This is a genomic window from Pedobacter sp. PF22-3 (genome assembly GCF_026239555.1).
Classification (GTDB): domain Bacteria; phylum Bacteroidota; class Bacteroidia; order Sphingobacteriales; family Sphingobacteriaceae; genus Pedobacter.
The window spans coordinates 182,106-203,515 of the sequence record NZ_JAPIVP010000009.1; the positions used below are offsets into that span (position 1 = coordinate 182,106).

At 39.9% G+C, this 21,410-nt stretch carries 11 protein-coding genes; 1 reads left to right on the plus strand and 10 read right to left on the minus strand.

Annotation, left to right across the window (positions count from 1 at the left end):
- Positions 1–83: 83 nt before the first annotated feature.
- The 3 genes from OQX63_RS13490 to OQX63_RS13500 are packed head-to-tail and all read right to left on the minus strand — an operon-like array spanning position 84 to position 5,787.
- Positions 84–1,517, minus strand: a complete 1,434-nt coding sequence (locus tag OQX63_RS13490; RefSeq protein ID WP_265851389.1) for a TolC family protein — start codon at positions 1,515–1,517, stop codon at positions 84–86.
- The gene (locus OQX63_RS13495; protein WP_265851390.1) at positions 1,510–4,680 is read right to left on the minus strand and encodes an efflux RND transporter permease subunit; all 3,171 of its coding nucleotides are present in this window, start codon (positions 4,678–4,680) and stop codon (positions 1,510–1,512) included. The genes OQX63_RS13490 and OQX63_RS13495 overlap by 8 nt, the downstream gene beginning before the upstream one ends.
- Before the next feature lie 24 nt (positions 4,681–4,704).
- On the minus strand, positions 4,705–5,787 hold the full coding sequence (locus tag OQX63_RS13500; protein ID WP_265851391.1) for an efflux RND transporter periplasmic adaptor subunit: 1,083 nt from the start codon (positions 5,785–5,787) through the stop codon (positions 4,705–4,707).
- 677 nt (positions 5,788–6,464) lie between these two features.
- Between OQX63_RS13500 and OQX63_RS13505 the strand changes: the two genes are divergently transcribed.
- Positions 6,465–7,019, plus strand: coding sequence for a hypothetical protein (locus OQX63_RS13505; RefSeq protein WP_265851392.1), 555 nt, complete (start codon positions 6,465–6,467; stop codon positions 7,017–7,019).
- 147 nt (positions 7,020–7,166) lie between these two features.
- On the opposite strand, the gene OQX63_RS13510 is transcribed toward OQX63_RS13505, so the two are convergent.
- The 7 genes from OQX63_RS13510 to OQX63_RS13540 form a co-directional block, all read right to left on the minus strand.
- The gene (locus tag OQX63_RS13510; protein ID WP_265851393.1) at positions 7,167–8,522 is read right to left on the minus strand and encodes an ATP-binding protein; all 1,356 of its coding nucleotides are present in this window, start codon (positions 8,520–8,522) and stop codon (positions 7,167–7,169) included.
- Positions 8,512–9,432 (minus strand): hypothetical protein, encoded by a 921-nt coding sequence (locus OQX63_RS13515; RefSeq protein WP_265851394.1) that lies wholly within the window; start codon positions 9,430–9,432, stop codon positions 8,512–8,514. Before OQX63_RS13515 ends, OQX63_RS13510 begins: the two co-directional genes overlap by 11 nt.
- 73 nt (positions 9,433–9,505) lie before the next feature.
- Complete coding sequence (locus OQX63_RS13520; protein ID WP_265851395.1) at positions 9,506–10,342, minus strand: hypothetical protein; 837 nt, start codon at positions 10,340–10,342, stop codon at positions 9,506–9,508.
- A 23-nt stretch (positions 10,343–10,365) separates the two neighbouring features.
- Complete coding sequence (locus OQX63_RS13525; RefSeq protein WP_265851396.1) at positions 10,366–12,438, minus strand: hypothetical protein; 2,073 nt, start codon at positions 12,436–12,438, stop codon at positions 10,366–10,368.
- A 111-nt stretch (positions 12,439–12,549) separates the two neighbouring features.
- Positions 12,550–15,363, minus strand: coding sequence for a contractile injection system tape measure protein (locus tag OQX63_RS13530; RefSeq protein WP_265851397.1), 2,814 nt, complete (start codon positions 15,361–15,363; stop codon positions 12,550–12,552).
- Entirely contained in the window at positions 15,350–17,710 is a 2,361-nt protein-coding gene (locus OQX63_RS13535; RefSeq protein ID WP_265851398.1) for a hypothetical protein, read from the minus strand. The genes OQX63_RS13530 and OQX63_RS13535 overlap by 14 nt, the downstream gene beginning before the upstream one ends.
- Entirely contained in the window at positions 17,707–21,408 is a 3,702-nt protein-coding gene (locus tag OQX63_RS13540; RefSeq protein ID WP_265851399.1) for a hypothetical protein, read from the minus strand. The genes OQX63_RS13535 and OQX63_RS13540 overlap by 4 nt, the downstream gene beginning before the upstream one ends.
- Positions 21,409–21,410: the final 2 nt, after the last annotated feature.

A 21,410-nucleotide genomic window follows, 5' to 3' on the forward strand; every position in this document is an offset into this window, starting at 1 on the left:
CTCCAAATGGAACAGCCTGATTGAATATAAGGATTATATTACTTTAAATTATTGTAATTATTTAAGTGGCCTTGGGTATTCACCTATTTCCAGCCGCCACCAAGTGCCTGATAAATATCAACTACAGCATTTAACTGCTGTTTTTTGGTTTCGATCAATTCTAATTTTGATTGTAACGCATCACGTTGTGTCATCAATACCTCAAAATAATCTGCCCTGGCAGCTTTAAACAAATCGTTCGAAATATCAATAGATTGTGTAAGCGCGGTAACTTGTTTTGACTTCAGATCATAGCTTTTTTGCAGGTTGCTGATTTTAGACATCTGATTGGCTACTTCAATATAACCATTTAGAATGGCTTTTTCATAATCAAAAACAGCCTGTAATTGTTTTGCATTTGCAGAAGAATACTCCGCCTTAATGGCGTTTCTATTGATCAGCGGTCCGGCAAGATCTCCTGCCAAAGAGTAGATCAGGGATTCTGGCGTTCTCAATAAATAAGAAGGATTAAATGCCTGGTAACCTATTGCAGCAGAAATTCCTAATGATGGATAAAACTGTGCTTTAGCAACTTTAACATCTAATTTAGCAGCCGCAAGCTCATACTCTGCCTGTTTAATATCAGGACGATTGGCCAACAATTGAGCTGGTAAACCCGTATGTACGGTTGCTGGTACCAAATCAGTAAAGCTAGACTTATCTCTGATAATGGGCTGAGGGAAACGGCCTAACAGGAAATTAATTTTATTCTCGTTTTCAATAATATCCTGCTGAATATCGAATTCTAAACTTTTAGAGCTTAATACCTCTGCTTCAAATTTACGTACAGCAAGTTCATTAACCCTTGTAGCCTGTTTCTGGATTTTCATCAACTCCAGCGCATTACTTTGAAGTTCGATATTTTTCCTTACTGTTTCCAATTGATTATCTGATGCCAACAACTCATAATATGAATTTGCGACTTCTGCAATTAAATTAGTGATCACAAAATTCTTACCCTCTACCGTTGACAGGTAATGATTAATGGCTGCTTTTTTAGAATTACGCAGTTTATGCCAGATGTCTGCTTCCCAATTGGCCTGTAGACCAAAATGGTAATCAGGCAATACTTCAGGAACACCTTTGCCTGGTGTAATTTCTGTAGAAGCGTCACCTGCACCTGAACTGGTATAACGGCCAACTTTATCCAATCCTGCCCCAACACCATAGGTTACATTTGGCAAAAGCTCCCCTTTTTTAGCCTTTATTTCGTTTTTTGCTATTTCAATGTCCTGAAGGGTAATATTCAGCTCCTGATTATTCTTCAGTGCGGTATCAATCAGGTTGATCAGGTTAGGGTCGGTAAAAAAATTACGCCACTGTATACTGGCAGAACTTACCGTATCCTGCGAGCCATTAAAGCTCACAGGTGTATTTTTATTTTCGGTGCGTTGTGCTACTTCTGGTAGCTTACAGGCCGTATATGCAGCGCATATTAATGCCAGTACAAGGCCTTTATATAGATTATTCTTAAACATTATTCTCAATTTCTTCAGTTAACGGATGTTCTTCCTCAATTTTGATCAGCTTGTGTTTTGCTGCAATTGATCCGAATATATAATATAATCCAGGGATCACAATTACCCCGAAAATTGTACCGAAAAGCATACCTCCTGCAGCAGCAGAACCAATGGTGCGGTTACCGATTTTACCTGGTCCGGTTGCAATCATCAACGGAATCAGACCGGCAATAAAGGCAAAAGAAGTCATTAAAATCGGACGGAAACGTACACTAGCTCCTTCCATTGCCGCCTTAAGCACCGATGCTCCCTGACTTTGTCGCTGCGTAGCAAACTCCACAATCAACACGGCATTTTTACCGAGTAAACCGATCAACATCACCATGGCCACCTGCGCATAAATATTATTCTCCAAACCCAACAACTTAAGGAAAAGAAATGCACCAAAAATACCCGCTGGTAAAGAAAGGATTACTGAAAGCGGTAAGATAAAACTTTCATATTGTGCAGCCAATACCAGGTAAACGAAACCCAAACAGATCAGGAAAATATAAATGGCACCATTGCCCCTTGATACCTGGTCTTTTGAAATACCAGCCCAGTCGATACCGAACCCCCTTGGCAAGGTTTTCTGCGCTACCTCTGTAATGGCCTCTATGGCCTGACCGGAACTATAACCTGGCGCTGCCTGTCCGCTGATTTCAGAAGCATTGTACATATTGTGACGGGTAATCTCAGAAAGACCATAAACCCTTCTCATTTTGATAAATGCCGATAAAGGCACCATTTCATCACGGCTGTTTTTAACCGAAAGTTTCAAAATGTCTTCTGGTAAAGCGCGATATTGAGGTAATGCCTGTACAATTACCTTATATTGACGATCGTACTTGATAAAGCTGGTTTCATAATCGCTACCTACAAAGGTAGACAAGGTATTCATTGCATTATCAATACTTACGCCTTTTTGTTGTGCAATATCGTTATCCACATCCAACATATACTGAGGGAAACTGGCACTATAAAAAGTAAACACAGATGATAACTCTTTGCGTTTATTTAACTCGCGTACAAAATCATTGGCAACGGTTTCCATTTTTTTGTAATCACCACTACCTGCTTTATCGAGTAAACGAAGTTCGAAACCACCTGCAGCACCATAACCAGGAACCGCTGGTGGCTGGAAAAATTCGATATTTGCACCAGGTATCGATTTTGATTTTTCTTCTAATTCCTGAATGATTTCCTGTGCAGAGTGCTTACGTTCGCTCCAGTCTTTTAGGTTAATTAAACAGGTACCCGAGTTAGATCCTGTACCTTCACTAAGGATTTCGTATCCGGCCAAAGATGAAACAGATTTAACGCCATCAACATGTTCGCTGATTTTTTGAAATCTCTCTGCAACCTGGTCGGTACGTTCCAAAGTAGATCCCGGAGGCGTTTGGATAATGGCATAAACCATACCCTGATCTTCGTTAGGGATAAAACCTGAGGGTACACTTCCACTTAGTGCCCAAATACCCAAACAAAAGGCAATTAATACTCCAAAAGTTAACAATCTGCGGCTTACCACCTTGCTCAATACAAATTCGTACTTGCCCGATAATTTAGCGAAACCTCGGTTAAAACCATCCAGAAAACGATCGATTAATGTTTTCTTTTTAGGGGCATCATGATTGTTTTTGAGCATAATGGCACACAACGCAGGTGTAAGCGTTAAAGCCACAATACCTGAAAGAATAATTGCCGTTGCCATGGTAATGGAGAACTGACGGTAAAAAATACCTACCGGACCAGACATAAACGCTACCGGGATAAATACCGAGGCCATTAAGAAAGTAATGGCGATAATGGCACCACCAATCTCTTTCATCGCTAACTGCGTAGCCTTTAATACCGATAACTTGCTATCGTGCTCCATCTTGGCATGCACAGCTTCAATTACCACAATCGCATCATCCACTACTACCCCAATAGCGAGCACCAATGCAAAAAGGGTGATTAGGTTAAGTGTGATACCAAAGAACTGCATAAATACGAATGTTCCGATTAAGGATACGGGTACCGCAATTGCTGGTATAAGCGTTGAACGCCAATCGCCAAGGAATAGGAATACCACCAAACCCACCAGGATAAAGGCTTCTACCAGGGTATGGATTACCTTCTCGATAGATGCATCAAGGAATTTGGAAACGTCATAACTAATCTCGTAATCTAAACCTTTTGGAAAAGAAGCTGCCTTAATTTCGGCCATTTTGGCCTTAACATCTTTAATTACCTGACTTGCATTACTACCATAAGATTGCTTTAAAACAATTGCAGCAGATGCTTTTCCGTTTAAAGTGGAATATAAATTATATGCCGAAGCACTAAAATCTACATCAGCAACATCTTTTAAGTGAAGCAACTCGCCATCAGGCGTAGCCCTAACCACAATGTTTTCGTAGCCTTCTTTGGTATTGAAACGTCCTGAATATTTCAGTACATATTCGAAAGCCTGTGAGCGTTTACCAGAACTCTCCCCTGTTTTACCAGGTGAAGCTTCTAAACTTTGCTCTTCAAGGCCTTTCATTACATCATCAACTGAGATTTTATAAGCCTGCATACGATCGGGTTTTAACCAGATCCGCATGGCATAATCCCTGTCGCCCAAAATATCGGCAAAACCTACCCCATCAACCCTCTTAAGCTCAGAAAGCAGGTTGATATCGGCATAGTTGTACAAGAAATTCTGGTTCATTTTAGGGTCTTTGCTATACAAGTTGATATACATCAACATGTTAGGCTCTTCACGCGTGATTTTTACCCCTTCGCGAATTACTAAAGGCGGAAGTTTATTGGTCACTGCAGCTACCCGGTTTTGTACGTTAAGTGAAGCCTGGTTGGGATCGGTACCAAGGTTAAACACCACTTGTACAGAGGCTTCGCCATCATTACCGGCATTAGATGCAATATATTTCATGCCAGGTACACCATTAAGCGCACGCTCAAGCGGAATCACTACAGATTTAATCAGCAGTTCGTTATTTGCCCCCGGATAATCAGCAGTGATATTTACTTTGGGAGGAGATATGGTTGGAAACTGTGTAACAGGAAGGTAGCTAATAGCCAACACCCCCAAAAACACAATAACCAATGATATTACGATAGAAAGGACAGGCCTTTGTATGAATTTACTAAACATAAATTAAGTATAGAGGGGTTTAGATTATTCTGTTTTCAATCTCAATTGTTTCAACACTTCTTGAGGTTGCTGGAATTTAAAGGCAATTTTATCATCATCCTTAACTTTCTGCACACCTTCAAGCAAAATCTTATCATCAACGGTAATGCCGTCGCCTACAATATATAAGTCAGGCAGATCTCCGGCAATGGTAATGGCCCTGGAGTGTACTTTATTGTTTTTATCAACCACAAAAACATAGGTTTTATCCTGTATATCGTATGTGGCCTTTTGCGGAATAATGATGGCGTTTTTTAAAGGAACAACCATATGCACCTTACCAGTTTCACCGTTTCTAAGTAAGTTATCGCTATTATTAAATCTTGCCCTGAAAGCAATATTTCCGGTTTCGTTATCAAATTCGCTTTCAATAACTTCTACTTTACCTTTTGCTTTTAGAAATTCGCCATTAGCCAGTAATAGGCTTACTTCTTGCTGGCTTTTTGCTTTTGCAGCACTCTGATAATTTAAATATTCAGGTTCTGATACGTTGAAATAGGCAAAAACCTGACTGTTATCTGAAAGACTGGTTAATAAAGCACCTTCATCAACCAAACTTCCTAATTTTAAAGGAATACGATCGATGGTACCATCAAAAGGAGCCCTGATTTCGGTGTTTGACAGGTGGAATTTAGCCAAAGAGGTTTCGGCATTTGCCGATTGCAGCTTAGCTTTGGCCATAGCCAGTTCATTTTTAGAAACGATATTTTTATCTGAAAGTAATTTGGTGTTTTCCAATTCAATTTGAGCAGATTTGGTTTCAGCCTGTGCCTTTAACAATTCAGATTGTGCCGCTTTAGGCATAATCCTAAACAGAAGCTGTCCTGCTTTTACGCGTTGACCTTCATCTACATAAATATTTTGGAGATAACCCTTTTCCTGGGCCCTAACTTCAATGTTGCGGACAGATTTAATCTGCGAAACATATTCTTTGGTAAAGGAAGTGTCCATTCTTAACGGTGTGGTTACCGCATAAGTAGCTACTTCTTCTTTTTCTTCTTTCTTCGAGGTGCAACCTGTTACGTAAAGGAAAGTACACAAGCCTAAGCACATGAGAACTCTTTTCATTTTTTTTGGAATGGTTTTAATCTGATTTATTTTTTTCTCTAATTAGTTTCCCTCGGCAACCAAATTTATAATGAAAAGTGATCTACAACCGGTTTATAGATACTTTGTTGATTTCAATAAATTATGGTTACGCAATGATTTAATTCGAAAGCGAAATAAATACAGTTTTATGAAGTTATAATGAAGTTGAACTTCAGGTTTCCATTCTGAAAATAACGATTTAGTGCATAAAGAGGTGATTTATAACTATTAATAACATATTTAGCATACTTTTTAACTAAGAAAGCAATTACTGATTCATTTTAGATAAAGAAATTAGCATTTTCGCCTAAAAGAAAGCTTGTTTTCATTTTAATTAACGTTTCTCATATAGTGAATAAAATGATTTTATGACTGTTCAACTACAGATTGAATTTATGATGCGTTTGTTTTAAGGCATGCGCTAGTTTGAAAACCAGCGCAAACGAGGAGAACTTTTGTGAAGCGCCGCCTGTAAAACCTCATAAAGCTCCATAAAAAATCCCCAATTTTAGTTCCGCTTAGTTAAAACATTAAAGCTTTAATATTTTAAAAAATAACCACTTCAAAATAAAACACTTAGCAACAAACATTGTATTATTTTAAACGATAATTATACTGCACCATAGTCAAGTATTAACTTTGCAAAAAACACCATAATGAACAGTACCCAATCAAAAGCGCTAGAACTTGTTGTAGGCATCATAAAAGATACCATTGGCGATATTAAAATTGAAAAAACTTCTTCAGGCGCCGTTACCCTAAAAGACGGTAATGCCACCATACAATTAACACAACAGGAAGGTGAAAGTGCAGATAAGGAAACGGTTATAATCCTGGACCCAAAAGACATTATTTACAGCGAAGACCTTCTTCCGGAGCTAAATGACCTTACTTCGGTAACGGTAATTATAAACGGTTTGGATATAGAAACACACCTGGTTTTTCAAACGGTAAGAGATTGTTTTGATCAGATCAGCAACAGCTACGAATTTTTGAAAATCTTTGAAAAAGACGTGATCAAAATAAAAAGCGGATTTAAATTTGGAAGCCATGCTTTTGTACTCAATGTACTGAATGAAAAAGACCAGATTTCCATCAGTGCAGAATTTGCCGCATCATTCGATGCAGCGGTTAGAAAAACAGTTGAAACAGACGTTATCAAAGTGCAAAAAGCCATTAATAAAATGGTTAAAGAAGACGGTGCAATTTAATTGTCAGCTTTTTAAATAAAAAATAACAAATATTTCGATTGCCCTGTGCCAAAGCATGGGGCTATTTAAACCAGGTCGTCTTGTACGTTCATCATTGCAGGCATATTTGTCGATAGAGCCTTATTTTATAGCTGTTCATCTTTGAGCTTAATTTGTAATGAAGACGGTTTTATTGTCTTTTTTAAATTCCCTCTTAATCCCCGCCAGCAGCTCTTGCTGGTTTACCAGGGTATCGTTTCTACTAATGGCCGATAAGGCACAATGGCGCAATACGTTGATGATTGCCCCACCTGCCAGTTGATACTCTTCCGCAATAGCTTCCAGGTTGATACTTTCATCAAGTTTGCAAACACCCGAAAAAGCTTTTTGCCAAAGTTGATAACGTTCATGAACAGAGGGCATGGTAAAGTGAATAGCAGATTGAAACCTACGTGAGAAAGCTTCATCCATATTGGTCTTGAGGTTGGTGGCCAGAATTACTACGCCTGGAAAATCTTCAATCCTTTGTAAAAGGTAGGCCGTTTGCTGGTTAGCATGCCTGTCGTTAGCCGAATCGGCCTGAGTACGCTTTCCGAACAGGGCATCAGCTTCATCAAAAAACAGGATCCAATTTTGATGCTGTGCTACATCAAATATTTTTGACAGGTTCTTTTCTGTTTCTCCGATGTATTTGGAAACGATCATGGACAGATCGATTTTATATACTTCGCGTCCGGTTGTTTTACCGATTAAACTAGCCATTAAGGTTTTACCTGTACCAGGAGGGCCATAAAATAATGCTCTGTAACCTGGTTTCAGTTTTTTGGATAATCCCCAATCTTCCATCAGCGTATGGCCATGCGCTAACCAGTTAGTAATTTCATTAATCTGTTTAAGCACCAAATGATCAAGCACTACATCTTCCCACTCCATTTTTGTACTTATTTTTTGAGCGGGAAATGAAGCACTATTTTCGACCATCAGTTTCTTTCCGGTAAGGAAATAATTAAACCAGCTTCTGCTTAAACTTAACTGCCCGCTTAACCATGGCAAATGACTTTCTGTTTCGGCTAGGGTGAGCACATCTTCCTTATAAATAATATGTTCTTTTCCGAGCAGCTCCATGAGCTGATAGCGCATTTCCGGATGCTTAACGCTACCTAAAAAACAAAGTGTTTCGCCAGTAGGTAAAAAACCATTATGATCTTTAGTGGTTAATCCTCCAAATTCGGTAAAACCTCTGTCGTGCATTTGATTCTTAGTAAAAAACACATCCAGCATTTCTGGACGCAGGTGTGGCGCCATGCTAAGTGCAATGGCAAGCCTTGCGTAAATATCCAGGTCCCATTTTTTAACCATGCCGGCATAAGGGCTATCACTAAGTGAAAGATTGGGCAAAGGAATTTCCATCCAGTCTTTTTCGTGCTCCTCTTGTAGAAAATAAGTGGCCATACATTGGGCAATAACTGCTTCTAACCAATCAAGTTCTTGTCTAAGTACCGTTAAAGCATTATTATTCTCCATATTGATTAAATAGTTTTTCTACATCATCAAGATTTGCATCTGCCCATTTAAAATAAAGCAGAGCGGTATTCGGGTTCAGTTCGTTTGGAGCAAGGAGATCGAGTATATTACCCTGTGAGTAGGCACCCTGATCATTAACATAATGATGATCATAATGAAAATCGTATTCGTAAAAGCCCAATGCCCATTCGTTGTACCCACGCCATTGGGCAATAAGCTCTGACACCAAAGTTTCGACCTTGTCTTCTTTTACTACCAGTTTTTTAGCTTTATAAAAAGAAGGTTTCCGTCTTTCTTCGCGGTGATAAAACTCAATATCTTTAGATTGAATAGTCTTTGAAGAATGATGACCAAAGAGATCAACCAAACCGAAATTTTCTTCGTCTGTTGCAATTTCGAGTTCGGCTGAATTGCCACCAGAAACAGCCAGTGTCCAATCGGTCGTTGTCGCAACTTCGGTAACCACATAAACTTCCCTGAACGAGTAGTAAGTTTGTGTGAGCCTGATAATCAAGGCTTGCTGGATGTCATTCCAGTTGAGCATCCGTGTTGATTCGGGCTCACTTGCTTTAAAAATGAAACTGCCTTTTTCAGCAAAAGCAAGAATCTGTTTGCTGAATTCAAATTCACCGGCTATAGGGGCACGACCACTTCCACGACCGGAATAGGGTTTGGTTACGCCATCGCTAAAGCTCCAACCTGTAGGATTTAGCTTATTATTATAGCCAATTTCTATATCCTGGAGTTCGATAACCTTATTGCGGAAAATGTTTCCAAGTACGATCATTTGCCCATTTCTGATCTGAAAAAAATCACCGGGTAAAACAGCTTGGCCTAATGGCGCTACAGGGATAAAACCGCTGCTCCGCCTATAAAAATTCTGGTAAAAATTCCTGTACACATTCTCCATATCGAATTAACGGATATATAATCCACCGTTTCGTGATAGAAGAAACGGTGGATTAGTATTTAAATTTAACAAATTAAGAAGCTAAAGCTGCTGCATTGGCTGCCGCCAAACCAGATTGAAGCGATTTAAGTTTAACCTGTGCGGTATTAAGGGTCGCTTTTGCCATATTTAATTGCTTAGCAGTGGTAAAATTAGCTTTTTCTGCTAAAGCATAATTCTTTTTGGCATCAGCATAGGCCTGGTAAAAAAGTTGCTGAAGAGAAGCCGGTCCATCGGCGTTAGCGTATCCGGTAAGCATTTCGGTAAAGCCTATAGATTGCGTGTATTCCAACCCCATTGTTGTTTCGGCCTCCATTTCGATAGCATGCGCCACAAAGGCACTCTGTAAAGCCACCAGTGTTAAGGCCACTGCATTGTTGGCATCTGTACCTGCAACAGTAATCATGCTCACCAATTCGTCAGAAATTAATGGGTTTAGTGCCTTTTTTCTTACAATAAGGTTGGCCAGTTTATTGATTACTTCTGCACTGTAAATCAGTTTCCCAATCACCGTATTAATTTTTGTGGTCAGAAGTTTGGTCATTACGTTAGCCTCAATCATTTCATTAAAAGCAATTTTAGAGTTGCTTTCGAGGTCGGCAGCACTTTGCACCAGCTGATCAATCAGGATTTTATTATTATAGGCCTGTGTTTTATTGTTAGTGGCAGTAGCTAAAAACCCCTGTAAATCATTAGATTTTGTGGTTAATGCATTAACAATAGACTGATATTGTGCTACATTGCCCTGCGCATCCAGTATCTGAATGTTTAAAGCATCGAGTTCGTTTTTTTTACGCTCGGTAACCCCGTATTTTCTATAACGTTCGAGAATAGGGGCAGTTATATTTTTTGCTGATGTTGGCGTTTTCATGATGTTAATAATTTAATGATCCGTTAATACTTAAAATATTCTGTTTTGTCCATTTCAGACAGGGCATTTACAAAATCGCCTGCATTTTCTGCTGCTGCAGTTGAATAAGAAAGCACTACAGGCAGGTACTCATCGCCCTCAATTAACCTGTTACCAAAATTATCAGTAGCATCTGGACCAATAAAAGCAATCCAGGCCGCTGTATTAGCAGTTGTTTTATCCTTGTCTTTTCTTGCTATGATATAACTGTCTGCATACACCTGTTCGGCTATAGGCAAGTTAAACAGGAAGCCCGGTTTGGCAACTGTTTCTTCTGCAATAGACTGTGTCATTTTATCTTTCTGTGCTGTTAGTTTTTGGAATTGTTTCACATTGGCATCATGGCTTTTTTGCAAATCCTTTAACTGCGATGTAAGTGTTTTTTGGTTTGTAGTTAACATTTTTTGTTTTTCTACATCTTCATCGCTAACAAGTGCATCTTTTTTCGCTGTGGCTGTAAGTTGTTCATTCAGCTCGCTCAGTTCGGTTTCTAATAAGCCAATTTTAAGTTCATTGGTATAATTCTCTTCTTCCAAACCGGCAATTACCGGATCGAGCGCAATGGTGATATCTTCCAGCAGCGGAAGTTCACTTTTAACCAAAAAGTTAAGCGATTTTACGGTGAGCAAACGATCGGAGGCATTTGCACTGGCTGGTAAAAACATACAACGGTATTCTACCTGCAGATTTGGGTTTTCATCCGTTTCAAAAGTCATTACATGTGTAAAATCTACAGTAGCATTATCATCTGCCTTACCAATGGAGTTTTTAAGCTGGTCGTTCTTAGCCGCTAATGCGAGGTTACGTTCGTTATCTGCCAATTTTTTATCATCAAAAGCCACAACCTTAATCGTTTCGCCCACTACAGGCTGTAGTGCGGTAGTTAGGGTAAATACCTGAGATGGTGCCGACAAATAATCGTCATAACAATTTGTTTTTCTTTTGTAATCGTCGGTAAAAATGGCCATTACAAATACCACATAATTTTCGCCCAGCTCAATTGCCTTATTGTCTGAATCAGTTACAGTTGGTTTATCACCATCCTTAATGTTATAGTATACATCAACCGGTTGGCTTACGGTCGAAGTGCTTACTGGTTCTACATTGATAATCTCACTGTTGCCCAATAACAGGATATTTTCTGCATTGGAAATAGAAAAAGTTTGTTTTTTATCATCCTTAACCACCATGATGTAATACTTTTCTACCGGATACATAGGGTTTTCATCTGTTTTACCGCTTGGAAACGGGCTTTCAATCAGGTCAAAATTTACCGTAAAACTAAGCGGATTATCGGTACTGGTTTTTACATTCAGGTTCAGGTTTAATTCCTTATTGGTAAGCGCGTAGGCAGATTTGGTAGCATTGTAAGAAATATTGATGATTTCTAACGCACCTTCATCTAGCTTTTCGGTAGACCGTACAGCAGCCATTGCTGTGCTATCTGTTACGATATTCTGGGTAGCAGTATTAAAATCGGCGGTTGTAATTTTCAGTACTGAGCTCATCAGGCCGCTAGTGGCTTTGGCCATATCAAGCACAGTTGAGGCAGAAACTTCGGCAGTAAGTGTAGAAGCTTCCATGGCCGTTTGAGAAGTTACTTCTGCATCATAAGCCGTTTCGTTTATTAGCTTACTGGCCTCTTTTGCCAGCATATAAATACTGCTGTCAAAATCTGCAGCATTTAAAATGCTGTAGATCCCCCCCATATCACCAGCCAGGCGAACAATAGCATTGGTTGCAATCTGTACATTAGATGCAGACACCGCCATATTGGTTGTAGATTGTTTAACAAACTGACTGGCCTGTGTAGCTGTACCTAAAAGATTTACCAAAACGTTATTATCCTTAATGGCCTGGTTTTGTGTGGCCGTTTTAGATTTGTATGCATCTGTTGCTGCAGCGAGGTTCTGTTCTGCAGCAATGGTAGCACCCTCTGCATGGTAAAGGGTAAACATCGCAGCATTTACCTGCGAATTAAGGTCTTGTTCTTCAATATCCAGACTCTGCAAAGAGTTTACGATGGCTGAATGTAGGTTTTCATTGTAAGAATTCATAATTTCTATCTTAGTTCGTTAAATTGATTAATGTTGATGTAGGTTCAAAATGATTAGCATTAGCTACTATCCAGATGGTAAACCAGTTGATTTACGTTGATTCTTTTCATATTAATAAGTCCAGTTTACGTGTAGATGTTTATCCATCCATGGATGTTTAATGATCGAGAATGAAAACGGAGACCTGTGAATTAAAAGATCATACGGGCGTCTATCTACCATTAGCTCCCAGCGCTCTTCTCTTTCGGTAAGTAATCCATCCCTCACCAACCAATTGCCTCTAAAACCATCTATTGAAGAGCTACCAATAGCTGTCCAATGGCTAATTACAGCATTTATTAATCCTTTTATGAGTTGTTTGTTTTCTGCTGAAATACTGATTCCCTCCATTACCGGTTGTGCCAGCGGTATCCCACATAAAATTTTATTGAGCGGCAAAAACGATTCTTCCGTATGTTCTTGTCCGGTTACAATATATTGCAGGTAATGCGCAGCCTGCATTTGGCTTTCGGCATTAATAAATTTACGATCGTGTGTAAGGCCTAGCCTTTCAAAAAGCATGGCGATATAACTGTTAATAATTACCATTCCGGCATTTCTGACACTTATTCCGCCTTTTAAGTTATCGGCTTTTTCTTTCATCATAATGGGTTTAACAAGTTTTACAGGTTTTATTTTAGTATTTTCATTGTTGGATTCAGCGGTAGAACGATCCTGAGCAATCAGCGATTCGAATGCCAATTGCAATAGTGGTGGTAGTGCGGGCTTATGTGCATTCATGTGGCTTATAAATACTGCTTTCGGAATCGCTCTCTTGCCGCAAAATTCCCAGATCAGTTCGTTCCAGATATTTTCGGCAGTAATTAATTTCCAGTTGCCGGAAGTCCAGGCTTTAGTTACTTTTTTAAACAGGATAAACTGCATTTCTCTGCCAGTTACTCCGCTAAATGAAATATTGCCTGATATGCGATAAAACTGATTTAAAACATTAAATATAGGTTGGCGGTTGGGATGTAAATTACCTATGATGACCAGTAATTCATCAAAACCAACTGCTTTTTGAAGCCAAAGCCACTGGTGATCGGTTATGATTTCCTTTTTTACAAATTCAAGCAATTTCTTAGGCTCCTGTTGCATTTCAGCCAACCAGATTTCATTCTGCCCAAATTGGTTAAGCTGGGACATTTCCTGCAAAGTACTCCAACTTACTCCCTGGGGTAGCAAGAATGTGGTAAAGTTTTTGGTAACTACTGATGCTGGAAACATCGGTGCCAAACTTTCTGTATCAGGTATAGCCATCAGCGCTTCTTTAAGGACTTTTGGGTATAGCCTCGTATAATTCTCAAGTATATTTTCTAAGGTTTCGAAGCTTTTCCGGTCTTTAATTCCCGCCTTTACCTGAAAATGGTATAGGGCGATAAGCTGTTCGATGTGTTTTTTAAATTGCAGCACCGGCATCCGAGAAACTTCTTCCTTAAAAACAGCTGTTAATAGATGGTAAAGTGAGGTGTGCCGCAACGTTTTTAACGTAGCAGGTACCTCTGCCACCAATAACTGATCTAATAAGGCCATGGGAGATAACTGTTTATTCTTTGCCAAAACCACAATCAAAACCTGAAGAAAGGCCGTTTCAGTAAAGGATGTATTCTCCTGACGGAGGATAAACATTAAACCTTCATACCATAACTGGTTGCGTTCGGTTTGCTGCTTTGCGCTGCCCATTAACCGGTTTAAGAAAATGATGCTTTCTGTTAAAATTACTGATTTGTAATATTTGAAAGCCGTGAAGATGACCTTTAAGCTGTGGCTGGATAAATCATTAATTAAAGGCAGCCAAAAATCACTTTTACTCCCGAAAGAACTAATGAGTGTTTTAAAACGCAAGGCATCTTCTTTGGCTAAAGCACTAACCAGATCATTAAATATTGCCAATTTTCCTGCGGTATGCCTAAGGTTTTGATCACGAAAAAGGAGCTCTAATAAGTACCAATGATCGGTATCTTCAATTACCTGCCCGGTCTTGTGCTTTTGCTGGTCTTTATTCTCCTTCGACAGGAGTTGCAGGGTAAGGATAAAATCGGATTGCAGGCTTAAACTCCTGGTTAACTTTGCCACAGCCAACTCTATCAGTTCGAAAAGCTGGTTGTATTGCATGTTATAATGCGCAGCCATTTGCACAATGCTGCTTTTCATAAACTGGATCCGGTTAAATACCGTTCCGCGTTCGGTTAAAAGGTAATTAAGTACCCAAAACCACACATTTTTTTTAAAATCCGTAGTGCTCACCGCCTGAACCACGGTTTCTTTCTGCTGAATTTTAGTCAGTTCGTTCGAAAACATTATGATCTGTCCACCAACATTGGGTTCTATGGCCTCAATGATTTTGATCATATTTGGCTCATTAAACTGCCAGGCCATCCTCCGTCTTACCTGCTCCGAACTAAAGCCCGATTCTTTTAACATATCCAATAACTCTTCCCTATTCTGTTGCAGTTGCAGGGCCAAAATCTGATTTACAGTACCATCGGCAGCCTGATGATTCCATGGCAGTGCCCCATTCCATAAAAAATATCTGATCAGCTGTACGTGTGATCTTTTTTCATCCAGAATTTCGATCTGCTTGCCGCGTTGATGCGAATAAAGAATCATTTCTACCAGTTTTTCATTTAGCTGCTGGCGAATTTTAATGGGAAGTTCGGTTTCTAACTGATCGAAATTGATTATGCCTAAATCGAGTTCGAGCGATTGGATTTTCCATGTTTGTCCTGGAGGGCAAAATTTACTGAAAACGGCTGCCATTTCTTGCTGCAGGTGAAAACCGCTCCAATTGCTTAGCCGCTCCTGCAGCGCTACACCTTGTGCTTTGCTATCAAACACGGTATCCCATGTAAGCCTAGAAATCAGGTTATGGCTATTTTGAGGCATCTGCTTGGGTATAAATGAGGTTAATTACTTTCATCAGGCTAGTGGCATTGGCAGCTACACTTTTATTCAAAGGATTTGCAGGATAAATCAATCCATTGTGCCAATCGGCATAAGCGATAATCAATATTTCCAGTAAGCTGGTATTTAAAAAGAAGCAGCGGTAAGAAACATGAGCGGGCATTGTTTCTGTTAAAAACAAATTTAAACGCTCCTGAAATGCTTCGGAATTCATTTGTGGAATAAACGACGGAAAGATCAAAATTACCTGATCCATGTTTGTGGGAACAGCAATATAAGGTGAAAGCAATCCGGTTTCGATCAGTAGCAAGCCTTTACGTTCCAAAATCATCCACATGGCCAGCTTTAGCGCCATTGCTGATGTAGTTTCATCGAAATGATTTTCCATAAAATCGCAATAAAGCGGCTTTAAGCCAAAAAGGAGGCTTAACTTCAGCTCTACGGCAGAATAATGGATAAAATCAATGGTATCGAGTGCTTCCACATAATCAGTTGCGGCAGAATTAAAAATAAAATCATTCGTATAACCACCCATTACCCTGATATTAAAATCTTTAGGAACATTGGTAAAATGATCAGCTACTTTTTTAGCGCCGATGTAGTTGTAGGCCTTTATCCTGAAATACGTAAGTAATCCTAAATTTTGCAGGTAGAGACTTTTAAAAATCACCTGATCTTTTAAACTTTCTCCGGCGTAATAAGAACCATCGATGATGGTATTGATCAACAATGGTGATTCGCCATGACGGGCTAGTAAATGATCCAACATGTTGTTCCTTCTCATCAGGTTGATGGTATCATCTTCCACCATATCCATTAGCCCTTTAATATAAGGATTGTAGGGATCTTTTTGATAGGCCAACCAGCTCGAGTATTCCATTTCCTGCTCAGTTTCTGCAGCAATGCTAAAATTATAAAGCTCATTATCTTTTAGCAGTGGTCTGATGTGTGGTATAGAATAAAGCGACTGATAAAAATAAGTTGGCGAAAAAACAAGATAAGGCACCGGATATTCGGAAGGAATTTCTTCTAAACGGTTCTTGGTATTATAAAAGAATGCCTGGTCGGAAGGTGTGCCGCTTTGTGCATTTTTAAAGGAAAACAGGGTACCTAAATTGGCCAATTGCGAAAACTGGTTAGCCAAAACCTGATCGAAAAGTGTTAAGTAGCCCTTAAGCTGTCTTGATTGGGCTACCTGAAAATCAGTAGCATTATCAACCGTAGTATCTGCGCCTACGGCATAAATTTCGGGAAAAGTATTTTGAATGGAATAATAAGAATTGATGTCCCTGAAACTTCCGCTAGGCATCGTAATTCTCAGGTTTGGTATTGCTCCAAAAACCGGACCGGGACCAGGTGTTTGCGGGCTGCTACTAACAGCTAACATGAGCAAATTTGTTGCGCTAAACAACCTCCTGCCTTTACAATAAATCTCCAGACCATTATCTAAAGAGCCAGACCAGTTAATATCTAACAAATGATCACTTTCAGTATGGATTTCTTGTGCAGAAGGTTGCTGATTGAATGTTAAACCACTTACACCAATTATGCCTGGCACATTCAGGATCAGTTGTTGCAATTCGATCAGTTGTAACTGGTCTTTCTTTTCACCAAGCGCTGCAGTAGGAATCCAACCGTGTTGCAACAGAGGTCCGTTAAAAATCTCATCGATAAGTACGTCATCCGTTTCTTTCAAATCGTAACCCAGGGGTACCACTTTTGGAAATATGGCCTGCTGTACACGCTGCTGCAATTCAGCTAATATTTTTTTCAGTTGTGTTTCATCGGCAATTTCTATTTTGCCTGCCACGGTATGAAAATCCTCAATTAAACAAAGCGGCTGCAAAAACATTTCACCCAAATTTCTCCATTTGTTAAGGTAAATGAAGGCTGCATGGCATAATTCTTCCTTTTCAACTGTTGTATTTGCCTGCAGATAAACCTGATAAGCATAATTACTGCCAGGAACAGGAACGATCAAAGCGTTAGTTACCCCGCTTACGCCATCAATCAGGCATTTTCGGTAATCGGTGATGCTTACCGGTGAGGTGGTTAAAATTTCATCGGGCAGGTAAAACTGATCTTTCACTTCAAGCTTTCCATCTGCATTGGTTAAAATATCGACAACCGGAAAATCGTTACAATAACCCAGTTCTGTAAGGGCATAACATAGCTGTTCGAGAATAGTTACCCCAGGATCAACATTGTTGAGGTTGGTCCATTCATGCCCGCTGTGTAACTGGATATATGCCAGCCCCTGAGCCTTAAGTGCAGCATAATCCTGACTGAGTGGCAGGGGCAGATCGATGATAAAGTTCTGCTCACTCATACCGCTGAAGGATTAAGGCTGATCTGATGAACCAGGTTAGAAATAAACAAAGCCGATTTTTCCATCAGGCCAACACTGGTTTGCAAACTCGCAGTTACCGGTGCGGTGGTAAGTTCGGGATGGTACATCCAGGTTTTAAAGGCTACACTTTCTACCACAGCTACACCATTTATGTTTTTAATAAACGAAGCCACCTGTACATCGGTAATCTCCTGATAAATCTCAACCTGGGTACTGGTACTTTTAATCCATGGCGAAAGGTAAATATTCAATGCCTGGGTTAGACTTTGCTGTACAGCCGAAAACTCATAGCCCTGCTGAACGGTAATTACGGCATAAACGGTTACAGACTGAAAAGTAGGATTAGATACTTTTACCGCAGAAAAAGCAGATGTTTTTTGCTGTAAATACAGTTGCATATTTTCTTCTTCCCTCATGCTCACCATTGGAAGGAACGCATGTGGCGCCTTCCAGCTATCAACCGATTGTACTACATAAATGTTGGTACACTTTAACACCGGATTATAAATCACCGCAGCGTCGTAGATGTCATTAAATTTCTGTTTAATCAATCTTACATAATCTGATGCACTTGTGGCCCTGTCTTTTGTTTTAATCCGGTTACTCACCCTCCAATTCATGGTTATCGCATTTTCGGCCACATTACCCCCAAAAGAAGGAAATGGCTGTTGCACCGCACTGATTTTCGGAAAAGGACCTTTGGTTTTGGTAATCGTATTTGCCGCTATGGCTGGAACATTAACCGCATCGTTTGGGGCAGTATCTAAACGCTGTACACTGATGCCATTTGTACTTAATAAAACAGTAGCGGCTACATGACTAATATCATTGGCTACAATGGCGATCCAATAGCATTTTGGGGGCATGAGCACACTCGTCAAAGTAATGTTTGCTGGTATATTTAAGGTTACAATACCCGAAGAGGTAAGATTATCGGTTCCATCGGTGAGCACAATAAGCGGTGCCCAGCCTTCAGAACCTAGGTAATAATAGCTAACCGCTGTTGCCACAGGGTTTCCCATTACATATTTCCGTGCCAGTTCTAAATAAATATTAAAATTGCTGGCTGGAACTAAATTATCAACAGCAAGATATAAATAACCATCGTAGCTGTATGAAGCATATAGGGGAATACCTGAATGATTTATTGGAGCAGCTCCTATCGTATACTCTTGGGCCGGCAGCGGATTCTGGTTATCATACACTGCATAATTGGCAAAAGGTGTATATAAAAAAGCCTGAACCGGGTAATCCTGAATCGTTGCCGTAGCCTTGCTTTCATCATTAAATACATATTCAACAGCGGCGGTATAAGTTGCGCTAAAGCTTTTTAATTTGGGTGTAAAAGGCAATTGTGCCGCAGCAACAAAGGCCACATTTTCATTATTGTACAGAATTTGTGAGTTATAAATTGCAACGGCTGATACCACATTGGGGTAAACAGCAGGACCAAAGCCATAAGTTGGCCCTTGAAGGTCCATTTTTATGAAACCGCCGGTACTGGCTTCTGTAAATTTCATGGGCTGGTTTTGCAGGTCGGGGTTGCAAGCGGACAGTGGAATACTGGTAGATTCGTAACTGCTCAAAGAATCCATTTCGCCATTATCTACTACAAAAAGCAGATTTGTAACATCTTCACTAACTGGCTGATCAGACACTGGGGCAGTAGTTGAGGCCGTAACAGGCGTTACCGTGTCTGTTGGTGTTATAGTTACAGAAGGCAAAGTATTAAACGACGTTGATCTCCAATTCTTTTCTTCCAGCAACTGAAAACCCACCACAAAACATTTGTTATTATAAGGTTCAGTTAGTTCCGGAAATGGCACGGGATCAGCTTTTTTCTTTCCAAATATTTTTTCCCAAAACGAAGGTTCAGGTGTTGCAGCTATATTGAGCTTTTTCCCGAGGTAAAGGTTATAAGCCTGATAGTAATATGAAAAATCTGGTGGTAATGCTGACCAGTTTAATGCAAGTTTTAAGGAACCAACTGGCTTGCTAAAAATTTCATCACTCCCAATAATAAAATTACTGCCATATGCTGGGGTTGGGCCAAACAACGGAAAAGCTACTTTGGTACTCAGCGCACCGTAATCGTTATAGAGCTGAAAGGTTTCCATGCCGGTTACATTTACTTCTATTTTCATGCTCTGGAGCATGGGTGGTGCCACGGTTGCTGGCGTAACCTGATTAAACACCAGCTTAAACATTGGCCAGGCACTTACAACACCATCCGGATTGATGAGGAAACGTTCAATAGCCGGGTCGGTACTTTGCAGTACAATTGTAATGATAATAGGGTGTGCAGGATCTGTTTCATCCCACTGAAAATCGGCACTTACCTGAAACCAGTCTTTTAATGTACTGAGGTAACATTTTGCGCTACGCAGCATATTCAGATCTGGCGTTCCGGTATAAGTAAAAGATAGTTTTAGCTGCCTCAACCCCTCTCTAAGCAGCAACATGGGCGAAGCAAATGCAATGCCCAGTGCTTGTTGTATGCCGGGATTGGATTGATGATTACCTAAAGTATCCCATGATAAAACTGCACCTGCGGTATCCTTTTGCACCACACCAGGATTAGCTATTGTTTGTAACTGAAGATAGGAAAGTTGGTTTGGCGCTGGTGCCCTTGATAAGGTATAAGCCAAAGGGATAGCTGCCGGATTTAAAATTACATCATCGGTGCTGGCAAATACAATGGGATTCTTTTGTGCATCGGTACCGGCATCAAACAAGGTGCCTTTTGGCAAATTGACCACAGCTGTTTCGATAGCCAAACTAGCCGTTAAATAAGCCCGGTCTGCTATTGCTTTGCGCTCAGTTTGTTTTAAAATATCGCGGTAATAAAACCTTAAGTGTTTATCACTGATCTGGTTAAGCTGGGTTTGCTGTATGTTTAAAAGATGAACAAAGGTACGCAGTAAAGTAGTATCAGGAAAACTGCCTTTTAACTTCGATAAACGATCGTACTCCATATTGGCCTGCTTAACAATTACCTGTAAAAAATTAAATAGCGTATCGCCAATATGGGTTACCGCCTTAAAAATAGCCGCTATGGCATTATCTTTTATAAACGGTAATAAACCCATTAATTTCCAATATGGGCCTTTAAATATTCCTTCTCTCCAGATCCGATATTCGTAAGTATCTAATTTCCAGATAACGGAAGGATCAGTTGGAACTAAACCTACCAGCATGGCGCTGCTAAATAATGCTTGCCGCAAATCGATAATGGCCTGTAATGCATCAGCAAAAGTGCCCCTGATCTGTTCTCCTACATAAGTTTTTAGCGGATATTTGGCAGGTGACTGTTGCATATAATGCATCCAGTTTTGAATCTTGATGAAGATACTGGTTAGTTGGTCGAAAAGCTGGTTAAAAGTAGCGGCTAAATCATTCTGTTGTTCTAGTTTATGGCAGGTATGCAGGTAAAGATTGTATAATTTAGTGAAATTGGTGCCGGCAATGGTGGCCATTAAAAAAACAGGATCTTTTAAAATAAAAGGTTCCCAGTTACCATTTACCGCATTATCATGATCGTAGAAATTAATCAGCGCAGCAAATTCAGACAGAAAGCGGAGCCAATCTTGCTCCGTACGTCCATCAATTAATGAAGCGCCCGGTTGCAGGGCTTCAGCAACTGAATTTAATATGCTATTCGCGTTAACTAATTTCATGC